Origin of the sequence: Blautia fusiformis (genome assembly GCF_020686995.1) — a bacterium.
Classification (GTDB): Bacteria; Bacillota; Clostridia; order Lachnospirales; family Lachnospiraceae; genus Blautia_A; species Blautia_A fusiformis.
In genome coordinates this window covers 90,920-111,053 of sequence record NZ_JAJEPT010000007.1, presented here as the reverse complement: position 1 = coordinate 111,053, position 20,134 = coordinate 90,920, and the positions used below count along the sequence as shown (strand labels likewise).

At 47.7% G+C, this 20,134-nt stretch carries 21 protein-coding genes; all 21 read right to left on the bottom strand.

What is annotated here, in order from left to right; all coding sequences use genetic code 11:
• Positions 1-27: 27 nt before the first annotated feature.
• The 21 genes from LKD46_RS08060 to LKD46_RS07960 all read right to left on the bottom strand — a co-directional run bounded on the left by LKD46_RS08060 (position 28) and on the right by LKD46_RS07960 (position 20,112).
• On the bottom strand, positions 28-588 hold the full coding sequence (locus tag LKD46_RS08060; RefSeq protein WP_022426775.1) for a 5-formyltetrahydrofolate cyclo-ligase: 561 nt from the start codon (positions 586-588) through the stop codon (positions 28-30).
• Positions 566-787: a DUF896 domain-containing protein gene (locus LKD46_RS08055; RefSeq protein WP_044960849.1), complete on the bottom strand. Its 222-nt coding sequence runs from the start codon at positions 785-787 to the stop codon at positions 566-568. The genes LKD46_RS08060 and LKD46_RS08055 overlap by 23 nt, the downstream gene beginning before the upstream one ends.
• Positions 788-803: 16 nt before the next feature.
• Complete coding sequence (gene proB / locus LKD46_RS08050; RefSeq protein ID WP_044960851.1) at positions 804-1,667, bottom strand: glutamate 5-kinase; 864 nt, start codon at positions 1,665-1,667, stop codon at positions 804-806.
• Between the two features lie 34 nt (positions 1,668-1,701).
• Positions 1,702-2,751, bottom strand: a complete 1,050-nt coding sequence (locus LKD46_RS08045) for a DUF3048 domain-containing protein (protein ID WP_021650536.1) — start codon at positions 2,749-2,751, stop codon at positions 1,702-1,704.
• Positions 2,752-2,814: 63 nt separating this feature from the next.
• Positions 2,815-3,309, bottom strand: coding sequence for an rRNA maturation RNase YbeY (gene ybeY, locus LKD46_RS08040; protein WP_015524845.1), 495 nt, complete (start codon positions 3,307-3,309; stop codon positions 2,815-2,817).
• The gene (locus LKD46_RS08035) at positions 3,306-4,331 is read right to left on the bottom strand and encodes a PhoH family protein (protein ID WP_227574003.1); all 1,026 of its coding nucleotides are present in this window, start codon (positions 4,329-4,331) and stop codon (positions 3,306-3,308) included. The genes ybeY and LKD46_RS08035 overlap by 4 nt, the downstream gene beginning before the upstream one ends.
• Complete coding sequence (locus LKD46_RS08030; RefSeq protein ID WP_227574002.1) at positions 4,324-5,529, bottom strand: sporulation protein YqfD; 1,206 nt, start codon at positions 5,527-5,529, stop codon at positions 4,324-4,326. The genes LKD46_RS08035 and LKD46_RS08030 overlap by 8 nt, the downstream gene beginning before the upstream one ends.
• Positions 5,529-5,792 carry a YabP/YqfC family sporulation protein gene (locus LKD46_RS08025; protein WP_021650540.1) on the bottom strand — a complete coding sequence of 88 codons (264 nt, stop codon included), beginning with the start codon at positions 5,790-5,792 and terminating at the stop codon, positions 5,529-5,531. The genes LKD46_RS08030 and LKD46_RS08025 overlap by 1 nt, the downstream gene beginning before the upstream one ends.
• Before the next feature lie 84 nt (positions 5,793-5,876).
• On the bottom strand, positions 5,877-6,422 hold the full coding sequence (locus tag LKD46_RS08020; protein ID WP_015524841.1) for a DUF2284 domain-containing protein: 546 nt from the start codon (positions 6,420-6,422) through the stop codon (positions 5,877-5,879).
• Complete coding sequence (locus LKD46_RS08015) at positions 6,419-7,381, bottom strand: tRNA dihydrouridine synthase (RefSeq protein WP_227574001.1); 963 nt, start codon at positions 7,379-7,381, stop codon at positions 6,419-6,421. Before LKD46_RS08015 ends, LKD46_RS08020 begins: the two co-directional genes overlap by 4 nt.
• Positions 7,378-8,169, bottom strand: coding sequence for an NYN domain-containing protein (locus LKD46_RS08010; protein WP_022426781.1), 792 nt, complete (start codon positions 8,167-8,169; stop codon positions 7,378-7,380). Before LKD46_RS08010 ends, LKD46_RS08015 begins: the two co-directional genes overlap by 4 nt.
• 44 nt (positions 8,170-8,213) lie before the next feature.
• A complete protein-coding gene (locus LKD46_RS08005; RefSeq protein WP_173758753.1) occupies positions 8,214-9,434 on the bottom strand; it encodes an L-cysteine desulfidase family protein in 1,221 nt (406 codons plus the stop codon).
• Positions 9,435-9,511: 77 nt separating this feature from the next.
• Positions 9,512-10,489, bottom strand: coding sequence for an ABC transporter ATP-binding protein (locus LKD46_RS08000; protein ID WP_021650544.1), 978 nt, complete (start codon positions 10,487-10,489; stop codon positions 9,512-9,514).
• Positions 10,486-11,445, bottom strand: a complete 960-nt coding sequence (locus LKD46_RS07995) for an ABC transporter ATP-binding protein (RefSeq protein WP_118513443.1) — start codon at positions 11,443-11,445, stop codon at positions 10,486-10,488. Before LKD46_RS07995 ends, LKD46_RS08000 begins: the two co-directional genes overlap by 4 nt.
• Before the next feature lie 15 nt (positions 11,446-11,460).
• A complete protein-coding gene (locus tag LKD46_RS07990; RefSeq protein WP_118513441.1) occupies positions 11,461-12,294 on the bottom strand; it encodes an ABC transporter permease in 834 nt (277 codons plus the stop codon).
• 13 nt (positions 12,295-12,307) lie between these two features.
• A complete protein-coding gene (locus LKD46_RS07985) occupies positions 12,308-13,258 on the bottom strand; it encodes an ABC transporter permease (RefSeq protein ID WP_180214261.1) in 951 nt (316 codons plus the stop codon).
• Between the two features lie 99 nt (positions 13,259-13,357).
• Positions 13,358-14,929, bottom strand: a complete 1,572-nt coding sequence (locus LKD46_RS07980; protein WP_118513437.1) for an ABC transporter substrate-binding protein — start codon at positions 14,927-14,929, stop codon at positions 13,358-13,360.
• A gap of 222 nt (positions 14,930-15,151) precedes the next feature.
• Positions 15,152-16,486 carry an MATE family efflux transporter gene (locus LKD46_RS07975; RefSeq protein WP_227574000.1) on the bottom strand — a complete coding sequence of 445 codons (1,335 nt, stop codon included), beginning with the start codon at positions 16,484-16,486 and terminating at the stop codon, positions 15,152-15,154.
• Positions 16,486-16,773 (bottom strand): co-chaperone GroES, encoded by a 288-nt coding sequence (gene groES / locus LKD46_RS07970; protein ID WP_118513433.1) that lies wholly within the window; start codon positions 16,771-16,773, stop codon positions 16,486-16,488. Before groES ends, LKD46_RS07975 begins: the two co-directional genes overlap by 1 nt.
• A gap of 115 nt (positions 16,774-16,888) precedes the next feature.
• Entirely contained in the window at positions 16,889-17,368 is a 480-nt protein-coding gene (gene rlmH, locus LKD46_RS07965; protein ID WP_227573999.1) for a 23S rRNA (pseudouridine(1915)-N(3))-methyltransferase RlmH, read from the bottom strand.
• Complete coding sequence (locus LKD46_RS07960) at positions 17,365-20,112, bottom strand: FtsK/SpoIIIE family DNA translocase (protein ID WP_118513429.1); 2,748 nt, start codon at positions 20,110-20,112, stop codon at positions 17,365-17,367. The genes rlmH and LKD46_RS07960 overlap by 4 nt, the downstream gene beginning before the upstream one ends.
• Between the last annotated feature and the right edge of the window lie 22 nt (positions 20,113-20,134).

The following is a 20,134-nucleotide window of genomic DNA, read 5'->3' as shown; positions in this document are numbered from 1 at the left end:
CTTTCTTTCTGTCTTTACAGCAATATCTTACTGTGCATCGCGGTATATATTCTCTTCCGTCACAATGACCTGCGGACGGATATCCGTAGGCTCTGTGGGAACTTCCGGAAGAATCTGGAAGGAAAATCCTACTGCAACGCGGCAGACCTCCGGATGTTTTTCCAGAAAGCGGTCATAAAAACCGCCGCCATAGCCTACCCGGTTGCAATTCACGTCAAAAGCCACCCCGGGCATGACCATCATGGCTTCTTCCCAGGAAACCGTTTCTCCGTCTTCCTTTGGCTCAGGGATCCCGAAGTAGCCGGATTCCAGCTGACTGAAATCGGTCAGTCTGTAAAATACCATATCCTTTCCGAAAACCTTTGGCACTGCCACTTCCTTGCCGTCTTTCCAGGCTTGCTCGATGATATAGCGTGTGATCACTTCATGGTTATAATCTGCGTATGCCATGATCCGTTCTGCATTCCGGTATTCCGGAAGCTGTGTCAGGGCCTCTGTGATCCGGAGACTGTTTTCCCGGATCCAGGCATCGGTATGTTCTTTTCTGGCTTTGAAGATCTTTTTTCTAATTTCCTTTTTTTCTTCCATATTTTTCTCCAAGATTGGTGATGCTGCCATCCTTTTCTTTGATATCGATATTATTCAGATGCGCACGGAGATTTCCTTTCACTGCATCCAGATATTCTCTCCGAAGCTTCGCCTGTTCCACCTTTTCTTCCTCGGTAAGACCTACACTTTTCTGTTTATGTGCCAGTGCGTTGATCCTGTCGATCTTGATATTGTCCATCATAATGTTATTCTCCTTAAAGCAGTTTTTCGATATAATCAATGAGGAAGAATTCTTCCTTCTTGTTTCCTACAAATAATGTTCCGCAGCTCCTGCCTTCCACGATCCTGTGGATGTTGTGGAAGTCATTTCCGTTGGCAATGACCATGTCCGCTCCTGCCGCAGTGGCGATGATCGCAGCGGTAAGCTTGGTCGCCATTCCGCCGGTGCCTACATTGCTTCCTGTGGAGGATTTGCCAAGCTTACGCATATTGTCATCCATGTTTTCTACAATGTCGATAAACTGTGCATCCGGATTGGAATTGGGATCGTCTGTAAAAAGACCGTCAATATCGGACATGAGGATCAGAAGATCCGCATCGATCAGTGCAGCAACCACAGAGGAAAGGGTATCGTTGTCTCCGAATTTTACCAGGTTCTGGAATTCGTAGGAGGATACCGAGTCGTTCTCATTTACAATAGGGATCACCTTTTCTGCCAGAAGCTGCTGGAAGGTATTCTGGGCATTCCTGCGGTTGGTATTGTTAACCATGGTATTCTTGGTCATCAGGATCTGTGCCACCATCTGATTGTATTCCCCGAAAAGCTTCTGATAAATGGTCATTAGCCTGGCCTGACCCACAGCTGCACAGGCCTGCTTTTTCTCAAGCTCTGCCGGCTTTCCCTTCATACCCAGTGCAGCTGCACCTACCGCAATAGCTCCGGAGGATACCAGCACTACGTCTTTCCCCTGATTGTGAAGGTCGCTGAGCTCTCTGGCCAGGATCTCCAGCTTACGGAAATCCAGTCTTCCTGTTTCTGCGTGGATCAGTGATGATGATCCGATCTTGATAACAATGCGTTTCTTGTCTTTCAGTCGTTCCCTGTAATTTGCGTTCATGTTTTTTGTTTCTCCTGATACCTGTATATTAGTCTTACTGATAAGTAACGGAATCAATCCTGTCATTTTGTACGATCTCCACCCAGGTAGTACCCGGATTCAGGCGGATCTCCTGTTCATTTCCGTCGTAATAATGCGTGATCCCCCATGGAGAATCCTTCTCCCAGCGGATATCAATAGCTTTGCCTCTGGTAATAAACTTGCCCTCTCCGCCGGAAATGGCATCAATATTCAGATAGCCGTTTCCATCGTAGGCCGGGCAGGATGAATACTGAAGGATGATATTGTCGCAGGTAAGCGGTTCATTATCCAGCTGATCCACATGTTCCTTGCCAAACTGGAATCTCTTATATTCCTTTGTCTCTTCATCGTATTCATACCACGGATGATTGTCAGTAAAATTATCCAGCTTCACAAGGCTGGCTGTGATCCCATCCGGTACAGTCTCTGTACCATCTTCTGCAAAAAGATAATGTCCGGTATATTCTTCTTTATATTCCTGGCTGTATCCCATAGCATCTATGCCTGCCTGAAGGTGGCTGGCATCTGTATAGGCATTGTGAGGTGCCTTCCTGTCTGTTGTGCGGAAAAAAGCCAGCTTGCCGATCTGGATCCCGTTGAGGTTATCGATCACATGCTGCTCCAGATAAGGCAGTGCATAGGCAGCCTGTCCGTAGTGGGCATAGATCGCATTAAATTCGTTGGCATAAAAGAGATAATAGTCACGGCAGCTGCGAACGGAACCGATCCGTTCCAGCTCATCGTAATCTTCGAGAATGCCCATAAGACGGGTAATATTACCTTCCACCGGCGCTTCGTAGACAACACCGGCATGTCCGATCCCACTCTGCGGAGCTCCGACACTGTTGTTGCCCATCATCACGGCAACCGGTCTTCTCCGTCCAATGCTCTCCGGAACATTTTCGCCGGTAAGATAGCTCTTTACCTGGGTTTCTTCCTGCTTTTCCTCATTGGGGACAAAGCCTACCAGATCCTGCCCTGCTCCAAAAGCGGGAACAGTCTGGGCAATGCAGATGCATGCAGCTGTGATACCTGCCAGGATACCTGTCTTTTTCATTCTCATATATTACCTCCTTTTCTTAAAGCGGAAGAGTTTTCCGCTTAGCTTTTCCGTGGGACAGCCCGTCTAGCGGTTGATCCCCAGCTCCTTCAGTGCCGCTGCCTGCTTGGCTTCCATGACCTTCGCCTCATCCTCTGTCATATGATCATAACCCAGAAGATGCAGCATACTGTGTGCCACCAGGAAACAGAATTCCCTTGTCACACTATGTCCGTATTCCTCTGCCTGGGCAAAAACCTTAGGCACGGAGATCATGATATCTCCAAGAAGGAGTTCATCACTGTCCAGATCAAAATAGGACTCATCCTCTTCCACAACGGAATAATCCGCCGGTGTCTCAAAGGGGATCATAGGAAATGACAGCACATCCGTAGGAGCCTGGATATTCCGGAATTCCGTATTTACCCTCTTAATCTCCTCGTTGTCTGTCAGGACAAGATTGACCTGTCCGTCATAGGGGCATTTCTCCATTTCAAGAACCTTGTCCGCAACCTGGGATGCAAGGGCAGCATAGTCAATGCCTAACTCCTGATCTGTCTCATATTCGATATTTATGGTCATCTTCTGTACTCCTTATTTTTCACAGCATACCTGTCATCCTTCCTGGATTTGGCAGGCTTCTGTTTTTTTTCATAATCGTCATAGGCCTGCACGATCTGCTGTACAAGTGGATGACGTACAACATCCTTGCTGGTCAGCTGACAGAATCCGATGTCATCGATCTTCTTCAGCACCTTCATCGCCACATCCAAACCGGACGTGGCGTCCCTGGGAAGGTCCTTCTGGGATGCATCGCCTGTGATGATCACCTTGGAACCGAAGCCGATCCTGGTCAGGAACATCTTCATCTGGGCAGGTGTGGTATTCTGCGCCTCATCCAGGATGATAAAGGCATTATCCAGTGTACGTCCTCTCATATAGGCAAGAGGGGCAACCTCGATGAGCCCCTTCCCCATGTTTTTGGCAAAGCTGTCTGCCCCCATGATCTGATACAGTGCGTCATAAAGAGGACGCAGATAGGGATCGACCTTGCTCTGGAGATCGCCGGGAAGGAATCCCAGCTTCTCTCCTGCCTCAATTGCCGGTCTGGTAAGAATGATCCTGGAAACCTCCTCATTGCGAAAAGCAGTTACTGCCATAGCCATGGCAAGATAGGTTTTGCCGGTTCCGGCAGGTCCCACACCGAATACGATCATCTTCTTACGGATCTGTTCCACATAGTCCTTCTGTCCGAGGGTCTTGGGTTTGATCGGCCTGCCCTGTATGGTATTACAGATAAAATCCTTGTCGATCTCCTCCATCACGGAGCCGATCTTCTCCATGGCAAGGGAAAGTGCGTAATTCACATTCTGCTGTGTGATGGTATTGCCTCTGCCCGCAAGTGTGTTCAGTTCCTCCACGATTGCCCTGGCCTGTGTGGCTCCCTCCTGGCTTCCCAGAATCTTAAGAGAACCGTCACGGAAGATCATGGTTACGTTCAGAGTACGTTCGATCAGCTTCAGATGCTCGTCAAACTGTCCGAAAATATTCGCCTGGCGGTCTGCCGGCACATCCACATATAATTCGATAATGCTGCTAGCCATCCTCTGGTGTCCTTTCTTTTGGCTGCGTCTTTTTTTCTGTGGGGGCTTCTCTTCCGGTCCCTTCAATGACGGTAAGAGTGCCTCTGCTGACGCAGTCCTGGTGATTTATTTCTATTTTAACATTATTTTCAGATATTTGAACCCCTTTTTCTATTAATTTTTCTTCATAATCATAAAGCCTCTGTATGGCCTGTTTTTTGGCGGCATCCTCTGTCAGTCTTTCTTTTCGGAGCTCAAACCTGCTGGTAGTGATGATTCCCAGGGAAAAAGGAACCTGAAAGATCCCGGTACTGAAAAGAGATTCCCGACAGATAAGACGATCTTCATTTTGCTGCAGAGGAGAAGAAAGGTCCAGGAAACTGCTTCCAAGCTGAAAAAAAAACGTTGTTTTATTTTTACCGGGCCATACCTTTTTCTCTATGTCCAACGGAAAGGTATCGTAATAGGCAATGGAATGACAGACGTAAATATCCGCATCTGCCTGAACATACTCATAGCGGATGACCTCCTGGCTGTCATCTGTGATATCCACGATCCCGGAAACCAGTTCCTGGCCTTTTTTTATTTCATCCCCAGCCCTGACAAGAGGAGTTCCCTGCCGTGTGACCATGGAATCGATCACTCCGTCCAGAGTCGAAAACAGACTGCAGGATTTATCTTCCGGCTCTGCTTTTTCTCCGGCAGTTCCCTCCCGGATCTCAAAACGCAGGCCCGTTCCCGAAAATCCGGCAGACACCCAGGTGATCTCCGGAAATTCTCTTCGCAGGGAAGCTGCAAGTGCACTGCAGCTGATCTTCTTTCTGGATACTCCGAAACAGACCCCCTGCTCTTTCAGAAAGCTCATCAGCTGGGGAGTGGGATTTAAAATATTTCCCCGGATCTCAACGTTCCACACTCTGCCTGACAGAAAAAAAAGGAGGCAGAAAACTGCCAGAAACCCTGCAGGGATCATTTTTCTTCTTTTACAGAAAAGCAGAAAAAACAAAGGCCCTCTTTTTTTCAGGATGTGGATATGTACCCCTGTTTTTCTCCGCAGTGGCGAGATCTGCAGAAAATCCGCTACCTTCATAGTCAGCTGAAGCTCCGTCTCACCGGTACGGATGATCCTTTTCAGATCCATTTCCCTGCCTCTGCACAGATTCACAAACCGCTGGCACTGCTGCCCCTTAACAGAAACCCGCACAAAACCTGGGATCATTACTTATTTCCCTCCTCCAGCGTAATGCTTTCGATCTGCCCGCGGATACATAGTTCAAGGGTTGTGTAGCAGGGGATCACAAGGTTTTTCCCACGGATCACAAGTCTGCCGGAAGGTGTCAGTATCAGGATCTCCTCCCTTGTATAGCTCTGGATATTCCGGTAATTTTCGATCACTGCCCGGCGTTTTCCCGTAAGTATCACCTGCACCTCCCGAAATGCCGGTTCCCCGGGAAGCTCCAGAAAAGCTGACATTTTTCTCATTAAAAAAATCCTCCGGCTTTTATCATTAATCTATGCCGGAGGATTTCTTCTTATGTATCTTTCGCTGTATCTGCTTTTTGTCTTTTATCTGCGGATCAGCACCATAGAAAACCAGAGAATGGTATTTCCACCCAGATTGTATTCCATAGCTTCCTTTTCTACGATCTCACTGACTACCACGCCATAGCTTTCCAGACATGGATGCATATGCTCCGGAAAACGGCATGGTTTTCCGTCCAGATAGGCACAGCGTTCACAGAAGTCACAGGATTCCGTGGAAAGCGTAAAGGTCTCATAGCCCTCTCCCTCCAGAAAATCACGTACCTTCTCTGTAAGCGCTTCGTGTTCCATTCTTGTGGAAAGCATCTCCTTCATGTTCATGATATCCGATACCTCCGCAACGCTGGAAAAGAAAACTGCTTTCGGATAGCTCCGGATCTTCTTTTCGCATTCTGACAGCTCTCCCACTGCCGGAGGACAGGCCCATGTGCTCCCATAACGTTCACATTCCTGTTTACAGATCGTACGCACACGTGACTGTACTTTAATATCCCCGGTATCCAGCACACGATACTCAAAAATGGGATACTGGGAAATAAACTCATCAAATTTTTCTTTTATACTGTTCATACCTTTAAGATCTCCTGTTCTCCAAAAAGGCTCATAACTGCTGCCTCATAGTCACCAAAATGCTGGGATTTTTTGATCTTTTTCAGATATCTGGCATAATTGGTAAAGCCCAGTGCCATATAACTCCACAATTCCTTCATGCGGAAAAGTACATTTCGTTCTCCTGAAAGATATTCCTGATAATCCCGGTAAAGACGGTCATGGAACTGCCGTAGCTTTTTTCGGTATTCTTCCCGGTGATCCTCTCCGTCTTCTTTTTGCATAATGGCATCCAGAAGATAGGGCCTTGCGATCAGGCCTCTTCCGTACATGACGCTGTCTGCATCCGGAAATTTCTCCCGGATTTCCTGATAAGCCTCCACTGAAAAAATATCCCCGTTATATCCTAGGGGAACCTTCAGCTTTTCCCTTGCCTCCTCATACAGTCCATATCTGGGAACTCCCTTATAATGATCCTTCAGAAGGCGTGGATGGATGATCAGCTCCTTCAGCGGATATCTGCCGTAGATCTCAAGAAGCCGTTCCCAGTCTTCCTCGTAATCCGTTCCCACTCTTGTTTTTATGGAGATCTCCATCCCGGTCTTTTCGAAGATCTCATCCAGAAAACGTTCCAGCTTATCCGGCTCGCCCAGGAAACCGGCACCCTTTCCCTTGGCTGTGACAGTTCCCGAGGGGCATCCCAGATTGAGATTCACTTCCCTGTGTCCGTATTCATCCCGGAAGATATGAGCTGTTTTCACAAAATCCTCCGCATTGTTGGTCAGGACCTGAGGGATCACCGGAAGATCTCCGTTGGTTTCCGGTGATACCTCTTTGATCTCCTTGCTACTGAGACGTTTATTGGGTTTGGCAGTGATGAAGGGAGTAAAGTATTTATCCATGGGATAAAAACAGTCATGATATGCATTCCGGTAAACCCAGTTGGTTACGCCCTCCATAGGTGCCAGATAATTCTTCATTGTTTATCCTCCTTCATCCGGAAATAGATCTGCTTTCTCCCTCCGCTTCCTGTGGGGATCCTGCCTGTCTCATAATTTCCCAAAGATTTGATAAAGGGGGTCAGCTTGGAATATCCGTAATTACGCACATCAAAATCCGGAAGTCGTTTCCCAAGCTGGTCGCCCAGCTGTCCGGAGGAAAGCCATCCCTCTTCATCAGAAAATTTCTCGATGATGGCATTAATGGCCTTGCGCACCCGCTTGAGATCTTTGTTCTTCCTGGAGCCGGAGCTGCTCTGTTTACTGCTGTTTCCAGATTTTTTAGCTTCTGCTGCAGTAGCCAGATCTTCCTTCTTCTCTTCCTCCTGTTGGTTGCGATAGAGAAGATCCAGATATTTAAACTGGTTGCATGCGGAAATAAACGGCTTCGGCGTCTTCTCCTCTCCCATACCCAGGACCAGCATTCCGGATTCCCGGAGTCTTGCTGCCAGACGGGTGAAATCACTGTCCGAAGAAACAATACAATATCCATCCACATTTCCGGAATACAGAATATCCATGGCATCAATGATCATCGCCGAATCGGTGGCGTTTTTTCCGGTGGTATAGCTGTACTGCTGGATAGGAATGATGGAATCCTCCAGAAGAACCTTTTTCCAGGAGGAAAGCCGTGCACTGGTCCAGTCTCCATAGATCCGTTTGTAGGTGGCTATGCCGATGTTTGCCACTTCATCCACGATGATCTTGATGTATTTGTCTGATACATTATCTGCATCGATCAGTATTGCAATTCTTAATTCGTTGTCCATAAATCCAACCTTTTCTGTTTAATCTGTGCCCTCTCCGCTACGGATCAATGCTCCAGCATGATCTTGAGGATCTCTCTGTCTGTTTCCTTCATACCGTCTTTTCCGATCTGTCCCACACAGCTGATGGTCTCTGCGGTTTCTTCCTGGAGAATTCCTGTATAAGGTGCATAAGACTGCCCGTTCATGGCAAGATGATGCGCCAGAAAGGCTGCGTCAAGACAGGCTGCGATCTTGGCAGCACAGGAGATCTTGGCCCCATCACAGATGATTCCCGGAATATTGGCGAGGGTATTCTCGATCGTTTTTTTGATCAGGGAAATATCTCCGCCTACCATATAGGTAATGGCAGCTCCGGCTGCACAGGAGGCCGATACCGCACCGCAGAAGGCAGACAGCTTCCCTATATATTGCTTCTGATAAACTGTGAGGAGATTGGAAAACACCAGAGCCCTGTAGAGGCTGTAATCCGGCAGCTCCATCTCTCTTGCATAGACGATCAGCGGAACAGAGCATGCAATTCCCTGATTTCCGCTTCCGGAATTGATGACAACCGGCATATCACAGCCACCCATACGTGCCTCAGAAGCCGCTGCAGTAAGACTTCTCATTCTGGTGAGCATATCGTGAGAATAATTTTCACGGATCACGCGCCCGATACCCAGGCCGTATTTTCCGGTCATTCCCTCATGAGCAATGGCCATATTGCTTCTGATCTGCGCATCCAGAAGCTCCTTTACATCGGAAAGCTCTACGGTATCTGCAAATTCCCGAATATCCTCCAGATTTAACAGGCCGCGGTCCGTCTCTTCCTTTTCTTCCACTGCTTTATCTGCATCAAGGAGGATTTCCCCGTTTTTGCTGATCCTGGTCACGTTGATATGGTCGTATTTGATCTCCAGGCTGACGGTATCTTCACCAGCATACATTTCGATGATAATGTGAAGGACCACCGGCGTATCCAGAAGCTCTACCTTACAGATATCTGCCTCCAGAAGTTCCCGGCAGCGTGCCCTGCCCTTTTCATCGACTTTGGAAAGAACTTCCATATTCAGTGAGGCATCTCCTGCCACCGCCCCAAGGATCACACCTGCAGGAATCCCCTTTAAGCCTCCTGAATTGGGAATGATCACACAACGCACATTTTTGATGATATTTCCGGAACATTTTGCTACGATACGCTCCGGCTCTTTCCCAAGGATCTCTCTTGCTCTTGCCGCACCATAGGCCAGAGCGATCGGTTCTGTACATCCCATAGCCGGGATCATCTCCTCACGGAGGATCGCCAGATAGTTTTTATATATATTTTTGTCCACTTTTTTATTTACCTTCCCGTATTTTATGATTATTTCTTTTCCTGATATTTATGACATGCTACCATATGTCCCGGCTCCACCTGACGAAGTGCCGGGGTTTCCTGTCTGCAGCGTTCCTCACACCACGGACAGCGGTTATGGAAGCGGCAGCCCCCGATAGATCTGGACTGTACTCCGGTATCCGTAACGATCTGATCCAGAGTTTTGACTCTTGGGTCCGGAACCGGAATCGAGGAGATCAGCATTTTTGTATAAGGATGCAGCGGATTGGAATAGAGCTTATCTGCATCTGCGATCTCCATGAGATTTCCAAGATAAAGCACCCCGATCTCATCACAGATCTTTTGGACCACCTGCAGCTGATGGCTGATGAACAGATAGGTCAGCCCGTACTTTTCCTGAAGATCCTGAAGCATCTGAACGATCTGGGCCTGCAGGGAAACATCCAGCGCAGAAATGGGCTCATCGCAGACTACAAATTCCGGCTGTACGGAAAGTGCTCTTGCAATGGAAATCCTCTGACGCTGTCCGCCGGAGAACTCATGAGGATACTTCAGAAGATCCTGCTCTTTGAGGCCAACCACGCGGATCAGTTCTTTTGCACGCTCTTTGCGTTCTTTCTGCGTGTACATTTTATGGATCGCCATAGGCTCGCAGATGATATCCTGCACTGTATGGCTTGGGTCCAGAGAGGAATAGGGATCCTGAAAAACGGACTGCATTTTTTTGCGGTATGGAAGCAGTTCTTTTTCCCCCATGGCTCCGATCTCTGTTCCTTCATAAAAAATCTCACCGCCTGTGGGTTTATGATAACGTAGAATTGCCTTTCCGATGGTAGATTTTCCGCTTCCGGATTCTCCTACCAGACCGAAGGTTTTTCCCTTTTCAATAGAAAAGCTTACCTGATCCACAGCCTTCAGTATGCCCGGCTTAAAGGACAGAAGCTTCGGAGATTTCTGTTTAAAATATACTTTCAGATCTTTTACTTCAATTAAGGGCTTGCTCATCTCTTCTCCTCCCTTCTGTGACAGAATATCCTGTGTCCCTCTGAAGCCTCATAATATTTCGGAAGACAGGCTTCACACGTTTTGTCCGCATATTTACAGCGATTGAGGAAGGGACACAGATCACCGTTTCCATCCGAAAGATCTCTCTCCAGAAACTGTTCAAAAGTACCTCCCACCCGCGGCATGCTTGCGATCAGTGCCTGTGTATAGGGATGTCCCGGATGAAGAAAAATTTCCTCTACGGTTCCCTCTTCCACCACGTAGCCACCACACATAACAGCTACCCGCTTACAGGTCTGCGCCACGACGCCCAGATCGTGGGTGATCAGGATGATGCTCATATTGTTCTTTTTTTGAAGCTCCAGAAGAAGATGAAGGATCTGCGCCTGGATCGTAACGTCCAGAGCTGTGGTCGGCTCATCGGCGATCAGGACCTTCGGATCACTGCTCATGGCCATGGCGATCATCACACGCTGGCGCATACCGCCGGAAAGCTCGTGGGGATAGCTGTTCATAGCCTTTTCCGGGTCTGTGATGCCTACGGCTGTGAGAAGCTCCAGCACCCGGGCCTTTGCTTCTTTTTTGTTCATATTGGTATGGCGTCGGATCAGCTCTACCATCTTATTGCCAACAGTGTAAACCGGATTCAGTGCGGAAAGCGAATCCTGAAAGATCATGGCGATCTCACCACCGCGGATCTCACGGAGCTCTGCTTCATTTTTCTTCAGGATATCTTCTCCCCGGAACAGGATCTCACCGCCCATGATCTTACAGTTGGATGGTCCGAGACGGAGAATGGATTTGGTGGTCACACTTTTTCCGCTTCCGGACTCTCCTACGATCCCGAAAAAATCCCCCTCACCGATGGCAAAGCCAGCACCTTTTACTGCCTGTGTCTCTCCAAGGTCTGTAAAGAAAGACACCTTCAGATCTTTTACTTCCAGTAATTTTTCCATATGTAAATGTCCTCCTTACTTGGGCTCGAATACTTTTCTTAATACTTCTCCCAGATAATTGAAGCTGACGACAGTGATCAGGATCAGGATTCCGGGGAAAATAGCCAGATACGGTGCCTGCTGGATATAGCGCTGTGCATTGCTCAGCATACTTCCCCAGGAAGCCGTAGGCGGTTGGATACCCAGGCCGAAAAAGCTCAGTGCAGATTCCATCAGGATGGCATTGGCAATGTTCATGGTTGCAGCCACGATAATGGTAGGCATGATGTTAGGCAGGATATGGTGTACAATGGTGGAGAATTTCTTCTGTCCGGAGATCTTTGCATAGATGACATACTCTCTCTCGTTCAGGGAAATAGTCTCGCCACGGACGATCCTGGCAATGTTCATCCAGGTCAGAAAGCCGATGATCAGGACAATGTTCTGAAGTCCCGGTTTCAGGAAGGCATTCATAACGATCATGATCAGGAATGTCGGAAGGCTCATCAATGCATCCACCAGACGCATCAGCACCGCATCCACCGTTCCTCCCACAAAACCGCTGATGGAACCGATGACCACGCCAAGGGCTGTAGAAAGCACCATGGAAAGGAAGCCCACCAGAAGGGATGCTCTTCCTCCGTAAATACAGCGAGCCAGATAATCCCGTCCCATATCATCCGTACCGAAAAGATGCGCCATGGAAGGAGCATTCAGTCTCTCTGTGGCGCTGATGGCATTAGGATCTACCGGGTACAGAAAGGCAAAAATGGAGATCAGTGCCAGCAGGATGATAGCTGCTGCACCTACCACTGCAAGTTTATTTGTCTTAAAACCAAGTTTGATATTTTTCCAGATATTTTCTCTCATGTTCCTTCACCTCCTAACATCCTGCTTTCCGGATCCTCGGATCAAAGACAGCATACAGAATATCTGCCAGAAGATTTCCGAGCACCACAAGAAGCGCGGTGAACATGGTAATTCCCATGATCAGGGGATAATCATACTGCATGACGGCAGTAACTGCCAGCTGACCGATTCCCGGCCATGCAAAAACCTGCTCGGTGATAATGGCACCGGATACCAGGGACTGCAGGCTCATTCCGAGAACTGTGATCATAGGAAGCATGGCATTTTTCAGTACATGCCGGAAAAGGATTCCAGACTCTTTCATTCCGTAAGCCCTCTGCACCATAACATAATCGGAGGACATTTCCGTAATGGTACTGCTTCTTAAATACCGGATGTACTGTGACGCATTTGCAAAGGTCAGAACTGCACAGGGCATGACCATATGCAGGATCAGATCTCCAAAGGAACGGTTTCCGTCTGAATGCATACCGATACTTGGCAGGATATGTAAATGCACACTGAGGAGATAGATCAGCATGATACCGAACCAGAAAGTAGGAATGGAGATACCTACATAACAAAACATACTGGTAATCTTATCCAGAACACCATTCTTATTCTTTCCGGAATACAGGCCCAGTACAATGGCAATGAGAAAACCAAGCAGCATGCTGGTTCCCATGAGGATCACGGTTGCGGGAAGCCTCTCCAGCATCTGTGTCAGGACCGGACGGTTATTCATCAGAGAATTTCCGAAATTCCCGTGAAGGATCCTTCCCAGCCACAGAAAGTACTGCTCATAGAGAGGCTTTGTAAGTCCCAGGCTTTCTCTCAGGTTCTGGATATATTCTTCACTCATATTTGGTTCCACATAAGTCAGAACAGGATCTCCGGGCGCTGCTTTTGTCAGTGCAAAGCAGAGAACAGAGACAATAAACAGTGTCAGAATACACTGTATCAGTCGGTTTACGATCTTCTTCAAAATGTACCTCCTTTATTTTCCCCGAAAACAGGAAATCGGCTGGCGCAAAAAACGCGTCAGCCTCTTTCTGTTTCCGGTATTCATCCGCTATAAAATTATTTATTTCTCCAATGTGTAGATCTTGGAATAATCATAATAAATAGTTTTTAACAGACATTCATCAAAGCCCCCGAAATCTTTACTTACCGCATAGAAACCATTGGAATAAGCGATCGGATAGATATACATGTTATCATTGATCGTATTCTGGATCTCTTTATAAATCTCACCACGTTTTGTCTCATCTGCAGTGCTGTTGCCATCTTCCCACAATGCATCCAGATCTGTATCCTTGATCCTGGAATAGTTGGAACGGCTGTCGGAAGAACTCATGTCTGCGTAAAGGCTCGGCTCTTCTCCCAGAGTATAGAAGCTCAGTACCAGATCATAATCTGTGCACTCCGGATCCTTTGTCTTATTCTTGAAGGTAGACTCATCTGTAGGAAGAAGATTGATGGTGATTCCTACATTTGCAAGGGCAGACTGTACATACAGAGCCTCACTCTCCATTGTCTTATCTGTGGAGATATACATCAGGTTCAGAGAAAGATTTGTCTTTCCTGCTTCGGAAAGGAGCTCCTGTGCTTTAGCCGGATCATTGTCGTAGGTGTTGTCCGGTTTTGTATAGTAGAGTGTATCCGGTGTAAAAATAGAATCCGCAGGCTCTGCATAGTCCTCGGAAATGAAAGCAAACTGGCAGAACTCCTCTTTATTCAGTGCGTATGCGATTGCCTGACGTACCTTTACATCCTGAAGATCTTTGTTCAGCTCATTCATGAACATGGCGTTGACACGTCCGGAATTATAGGTATTGATGTTTACGTTATCGTAAGCACTGACGGTATCGTAATCATCTGCACTGATCAGACGTGCATCCAGATCTCCGCTTGCAAGTGCCGCATTGGCGGAACTGGAATCCTTTACGATCTTGAAGGTGATGGAATCCAGATTTACATCATCAAAATAGTCGTCGAATTTTGTTACTTTATAATACTCTCCGGATTTGTATTCCTCGAACTTAAAAGGACCATTTCCCACCGGTTCATTGTTGAGATCACTTTCTCCGATATTCTCCACGCCGTCATAAATATGCTTCGGAATACAGTAAACCTGGCTCAGTCCGCCAAGAAAGCCTGCGGAAGATGATCCAAGGGAAAGCTTGACTGTAAGGTCATCAACCTTCTCTGCCTCTACCGCCTTATCATTAACGTATCCGTAAGAAGAGTACGGAACATTCTGCTTCTCATCTACCAGCACCTGCATGGTAAATACCACATCATCGGCTGTGATCGGCTGACCGTCATGCCATTTCAGTCCGTCTTTCAGCTTCAGTGTGAATTCGCTGGCATCATCATTGGCTGTTACACTTTCGCAAAGTCCGTTTCCGTAATACATCTCTCCGTTCACGATCTCAAAAAACGGGCTGTACAGTGCCTGCATCATATCGAAGCTTGTCTGATCCACAACATAAAGCGGATTGATGTTCTGCGGATCTGCTGTTTCTGCAATGGTAATATTTCCACCTTCCGCCTTGGTTCCTTCTGTTTCTGCTGCAAAAACAGTCATTCCTGACATAACAGTTGTTCCTGCCACTGCAGCTGCCAGAAGCGCTGCCAGTACTTTTTTTCTCATTTCCTGTTCCTCCTGTGTTTCAGTGAGTATTCCTCTTTTCCTACCAGTTTAATATGATATATGCAAGATAATACTATACCATATTACCTTTGTCAAGCTGTCCCTGGCTCTTCAGAGATTTTTTTACTGCATTTCGCTAAAGCTTGTATTTATTCTACATACAGATCACACAGGCGTCAAGATAAATTTTCTGTATCTTGCCTCTGATCTATATATATTTCCTTAATTCGTCATATTTTTGATCCAATGTCCGTAATTGCACTTCAAAAATGCAGGCACGCATTTAAAGATCTGATCTGCATTCAGGCAGCATACCACTATTGCCGGGGATGCATTGACCACAAATGCCATAAACATGGACAGGGGAATCACGATCCCCCAGGTACTGATCAGATCCACCTTCATGGAATAGGCGATGCTTCCGCTTCCCCGGATAATACCACCGTTTGTCGGCATCTGATAGGACATCCCTACCATTACCACACTTAAAATGATAAGAAAGGTATTGGCCATCTCTCTCGTTTCCGGCGAAAGCTGATACAGGCTCAGCACCGGGATCCGGATAAAGAAAAGAAGGATACCACAGGTGAGTCCCATGACTACAAATAATTTCTGGAGCTTTTTGGAATAAACCTTCGCGAGTTCCAGGTTCCCGGAACCGATGGTTTTTCCCATGGTAACTGATGCAGCGGAAGCGGCTCCCACAGCAGCGGATTTCACCATCAAAAACAGATTGGAGGCTGCACTGTTGGCAGCAATGGCTGCTGCTGTCATATGTCCCAGGATTGCTGTCTGAAGAGCCGTATTCACGCCCCAGAGTCCCTGGAGAACCAGCAATGGACATACTACCTTATAATATTTCCTTCCGAACCTTAGGTCTGAATGCAGATAATCCCGGATACAAATGCCGATCCAACTCTGTTTTTTACGGATATAGATGATCAGAACACAGATCTCCGCAATACGGGCAGTCAGTGTTCCCACAGCAGCTCCTGCGGCTCCCATCCTTGGTGCACCAAAATGTCCGTAGATCAGGATCCAGTTTATGCTGCAGTTGATCACAAGAGTCATTACCGAAAGCCCGAAGGCAACCCCTGCAATTTCCACACAACGCAGTGTAGCAAGCAGGATCTGCGTCACCGCAAAGAAAAAGTAAGTAAACCGGATGATCGCCAGATAGGAACAGCCGGCTTCGATGATCGTCTGGTCTGTTGTAAAAAGCCCCAGCAGCTGTGTTGGAAAAAGGCTGGCTAGGATAAACAGCACAAGGGCAATAAAAAGGCCTGTGCGCATGGCCCAGGCACTGATCTTTCTTACCGGCTCTGTCTCTTTCTTTCCCCAGTACTGACTTCCGAATATGACAAGTCCGTCTCCCAGCGCCATAAGCAGCTGCTGAAAGACGAACTGTACCTGGTTTACGGTGGTCACACCGGATAATGCAGTTTCGCTGAAGGCTCCAAGCATAATGTTGTCAGCAAGATTGACACTTAAGGTCACTACATTCTGCAACACCAACATGGAGCATAATTTCAGAAAATTACGATAAAAATTCTTCATCAGTCTTTTACGATGGCAATGATATCATCTGCGTTGATCACCAGATATTTCTCACCCTCATATTTGATCTCAGTTCCTGTGTATTTTCCGTAGATCACACGGTCACCTGGCTTTACCTGTACCGGTACTTCTTTACCGTCTACGACCTTACCGCCACCTACTGCGATAACCTCTGCCTGCTGGGTTTTCTCCCTGGAGCTGTCCGGAAGCACGATGCCGGATGCGGTCTTGTCTTCTGTCTCAAAATATTTTACGATAACTCTGTCTGCAACTGGTTTTAATGCCATGTTCATTTCCTTCTTTCTGTAATTATTAGCACTCTTAAGCTCCGAGTGCTACTCTTTTCTTATCATACTACATATCCGGAAATTGTCAAGATATTTGCGGATATGTAATGTGATATTATTTATGATAGGGCTCTCCGCTGATGATACGATAACTGCGGTAGATCTGTTCCAGAAGGATCACACGCATCAGCTGATGAGGAAATGTCATCTTCGAAAAGCTTAAAGCATAGTCTGATCTCTTCAGTACTTCTTTTCCAAGGCCGATAGAGCCGCCGATCACAAACTGGATATGGCTGGTCCCACGTATTCCCAGCTCGTTGATCTTCCGTGCGAAGTTCTCAGAGGTCAGCTGTTCGCCTCCGATCTCCAGAGTAATCACAAACGTATCATCCCGGATATATTTGAGAAGACGCTCCCCTTCCTTGTTCCGAATGGCATCTTCTACTGTTTCGCTGGCATTATCCGGTGTTTTTTCGTCCGACACTTCTATGATCTCCAACTTGCAGTAACGCCCGAGGCGCTTGGAATACTCCGCAATGGCATCCCGAAGGTATTTTTCCTTGATCTTCCCTACTGTCAGGATACTTATTTTCATCCGCCGTTCTCCTCCAGATAATTCTCAAATTCTTCTGCTGACATCAAAACCTTCCTTGGCTTGGTTCCTTCCTCCGGACCTACCACTCCTGCGTCACAAAGCTGATCCATGATCCTTGCCGCACGGTTAAATCCGATCTTGAACATACGCTGGAGCATACCGATGGAGGCCTTTTCCTTCTCAATGATAAATTTACCGGCTTCTGTAAAATAGACATCTCTGTCACCGCCGCCGGCTCCTCCCGGGACACCGGCTGTATTGACCTGCTTCTCGATGGAAGTATCATAAACAGCACCCTGATTTTTGTCAGAAACATATTCTACAACTGCACTGACCTCCTCATCCGAAACAAAAGCACCCTGCAGTCTGGCCGGCTTCTGATACCCCTGAGGATAAAACAGCATATCGCCCTTGCCAAGAAGCTTCTCGGCACCGTTCATATCCAGGATCGTCCTGGAATCCACACCGGAAGATACGGAAAATGCGATCCTGGACGGCATATTGGCCTTGATCAGACCTGTGATGACATTGACAGATGGCCTCTGGGTAGCAATGATCAGATGGATACCTGCTGCACGTGCCAGCTGGGCCAGGCGGCAGATTGCATCCTCAACTTCTCCCGGCGCAACCATCATAAGATCCGCAAGCTCATCCACGATGATCACGATCTGCGGCATCTTCTCAGGTGCCTTTTCTCCCTCCGGGACCCGCATATTGGCAACTTTTTTGTTATATTCTCCAAGATTACGTACCCCATATTCCGCAAAAGCATTGTAACGGCTTGTCATCTCGGAAACAGCCCAGTTCAGCGCACCGGCCGCTTTCTTCGGATCTGTGACTACCGGAATGAACAGGTGCGGGATCCCGTTATATACACTGAGTTCCACCACCTTCGGATCGATCATGATCAGACGCACCTCATCCGGTGTAGCCTTATAAAGGATGCTTATGATCAGCGTATTGATGCAGACGGATTTTCCGGAGCCGGTTGCTCCGGCGATAAGAAGATGAGGCATCTTGGCAATATCTGCCACTACCGGTTTTCCGGCAATATCCTTACCTGCTGCAAAGGACAGCTTGGATTTTGCATTTTTAAACTCCTCTGACTGAAGGAGATCCCGCAGCATGACCGGGCTGTTCTCCTTGTTCGGGACCTCGATCCCCACGGCTGCCTTTCCCGGTATCGGTGCTTCGATACGGATATCCGGTGTAGCAAGATTCAGCTTGATATCATCGGAAAGACCAACGATCTTGCTGACCTTCACACCCATTTCCGGCTGCAGTTCATAGCGGGTAACGGTAGGTCCGCAGCTCACATTGGTAACGGTTACATTAACGCCGAAATTATGCAGGGTTTCCTGAAGCTTCTGTGCTGTTTTACGCAGATGTGCATCGGAATCCCCCTGAGATCTGCCATCTCCGCGCTTCAGAAGCTTCAGCGGCGGATACTGATATGGTTTCTTCTCCGGAGCTCCCCCCTGGCTGATCTCATGCTGGATATTTCTGATCCCATGCTCGATCTCTGTCTGAGATGACTTCGGGTTTCTGGAGGGCTGATGGGATGCCTTCTGTCCAGCTTCCGGCTGAGGATCCTCCTTTATCTCAGCGAGAACGGCTGCCTTTCCTGTTTCCCGGGAAGCTTTTGCTGTTGCATCTGTCTTTGCCGGCAGGATCTGCTGCATCTCGGGAATATCCACATCCTCGTAGCCGTCATAGGCATCCTCCTCTTCGGCTTCCTGCATTTCTCTTTCGAAATCCGGCTCCTCCGACTCTTCCCGGGCCGGCTGCGGCTGTGAACGGTGGATCTGGAATTCCAGCGGCCGGGCATGCTCCTCCGGTTTCTCCTCAAGCCCTGGATCCTCTTCTGTCAGCTCTGTATCTGCCGGAAGTACAGCCTTTTGTTCATCAAGAAAAGAAGGAAGATTAAATTCTCCTTCCCGGTTCGCCTTCACCGCAGCCTGTCTTTCCTTCTGCGATCTTCTGGCTTTTTTCTTTTGTTTTTTTGAGATATTTTCCGGATCTTCCTCTGTAAGGGCAAGTTCTTCTTCCTCCAGCTCTTCTTCCAGCCGGCGGATCTTCTCCGCTCTTTTTTCCGCACGGATCTTTCTGCGAAGCTCCTTCTGCTTTTCTCTGTCCGGCTGTCCCTCAAGATAAGCTTCTTTGCCCTCTCGTGCTGCATCTGTAAAAAAGTCCAGGATCTTATTCATAAATCCGAAGAAGGATCTCTGTGTTATGATGATGAGAGATACAAGAAGCACCAGAACGATGATCACAGTTCCGCCCACAACACCAAAAGCGGATGCTGTGGAAATACATACCGCACCACCGAATACTCCACCGCCGGTACGGTATTCCGAACTCAGTGAATAATAATCCGAAAACGTGGTACTTGGCGTATAGCCCTCTGTGATCAGCTGAAGAAAGCCGCAGAGGAACACAAAAAATACCACGCCTGCCAGTACCTTTTTGTAGGCAAGGCGGTTGGTATTGTTCACGATCAGGAACGTAACTCCGGCAAAAAGCAGGATCGGGAAAATATATGCACAAAGTCCCATGATGCCAAAACATACGGCACTGATGGCATTTCCTACGATCCCTCCCATACCAAATGCACTGATCATCAGGATCAGACAGGCCGCAAACATCACAAGGATCAGGATCTCTGTCTGAAAGCGGTTACCGACAGGCTGCTGCTTCGCCGCAGGTTTTCTTTTTCTTTTTTTTGTCGTTTTTGAAGCTGCCATTGTCAGACTCCTCCCAGTTGAT

Bases quoted from the DNA above. Each gene is read 5' to 3' on its own strand.
- LKD46_RS08060 (WP_022426775.1), bottom strand. From the start codon at position 588: ATGGAAGAAAAAAAGGAAATTAGAAAAAAGATCTTCAAAGCCAGAAAA.
- LKD46_RS08055 (WP_044960849.1), bottom strand. From the start codon at position 787: ATGGACAATATCAAGATCGACAGGATCAACGCACTGGCACATAAACAG.
- proB (WP_044960851.1), bottom strand. From the start codon at position 1,667: ATGAACGCAAATTACAGGGAACGACTGAAAGACAAGAAACGCATTGTT.
- LKD46_RS08045 (WP_021650536.1), bottom strand. From the start codon at position 2,751: ATGAGAATGAAAAAGACAGGTATCCTGGCAGGTATCACAGCTGCATGC.
- ybeY (WP_015524845.1), bottom strand. From the start codon at position 3,309: ATGACCATAAATATCGAATATGAGACAGATCAGGAGTTAGGCATTGAC.
- LKD46_RS08035 (WP_227574003.1), bottom strand. From the start codon at position 4,331: ATGGCTAGCAGCATTATCGAATTATATGTGGATGTGCCGGCAGACCGC.
- LKD46_RS08030 (WP_227574002.1), bottom strand. From the start codon at position 5,529: ATGATCCCAGGTTTTGTGCGGGTTTCTGTTAAGGGGCAGCAGTGCCAG.
- LKD46_RS08025 (WP_021650540.1), bottom strand. From the start codon at position 5,792: ATGAGAAAAATGTCAGCTTTTCTGGAGCTTCCCGGGGAACCGGCATTT.
- LKD46_RS08020 (WP_015524841.1), bottom strand. From the start codon at position 6,422: ATGAACAGTATAAAAGAAAAATTTGATGAGTTTATTTCCCAGTATCCC.
- LKD46_RS08015 (WP_227574001.1), bottom strand. From the start codon at position 7,381: ATGAAGAATTATCTGGCACCTATGGAGGGCGTAACCAACTGGGTTTAC.
- LKD46_RS08010 (WP_022426781.1), bottom strand. From the start codon at position 8,169: ATGGACAACGAATTAAGAATTGCAATACTGATCGATGCAGATAATGTA.
- LKD46_RS08005 (WP_173758753.1), bottom strand. From the start codon at position 9,434: ATGATCCCGGCTATGGGATGTACAGAACCGATCGCTCTGGCCTATGGT.
- LKD46_RS08000 (WP_021650544.1), bottom strand. From the start codon at position 10,489: ATGAGCAAGCCCTTAATTGAAGTAAAAGATCTGAAAGTATATTTTAAA.
- LKD46_RS07995 (WP_118513443.1), bottom strand. From the start codon at position 11,445: ATGGAAAAATTACTGGAAGTAAAAGATCTGAAGGTGTCTTTCTTTACA.
- LKD46_RS07990 (WP_118513441.1), bottom strand. From the start codon at position 12,294: ATGAGAGAAAATATCTGGAAAAATATCAAACTTGGTTTTAAGACAAAT.
- LKD46_RS07980 (WP_118513437.1), bottom strand. From the start codon at position 14,929: ATGAGAAAAAAAGTACTGGCAGCGCTTCTGGCAGCTGCAGTGGCAGGA.
- LKD46_RS07975 (WP_227574000.1), bottom strand. From the start codon at position 16,486: ATGAAGAATTTTTATCGTAATTTTCTGAAATTATGCTCCATGTTGGTG.
- groES (WP_118513433.1), bottom strand. From the start codon at position 16,773: ATGGCATTAAAACCAGTTGCAGACAGAGTTATCGTAAAATATTTTGAG.
- rlmH (WP_227573999.1), bottom strand. From the start codon at position 17,368: ATGAAAATAAGTATCCTGACAGTAGGGAAGATCAAGGAAAAATACCTT.
- LKD46_RS07960 (WP_118513429.1), bottom strand. From the start codon at position 20,112: ATGGCAGCTTCAAAAACGACAAAAAAAAGAAAAAGAAAACCTGCGGCG.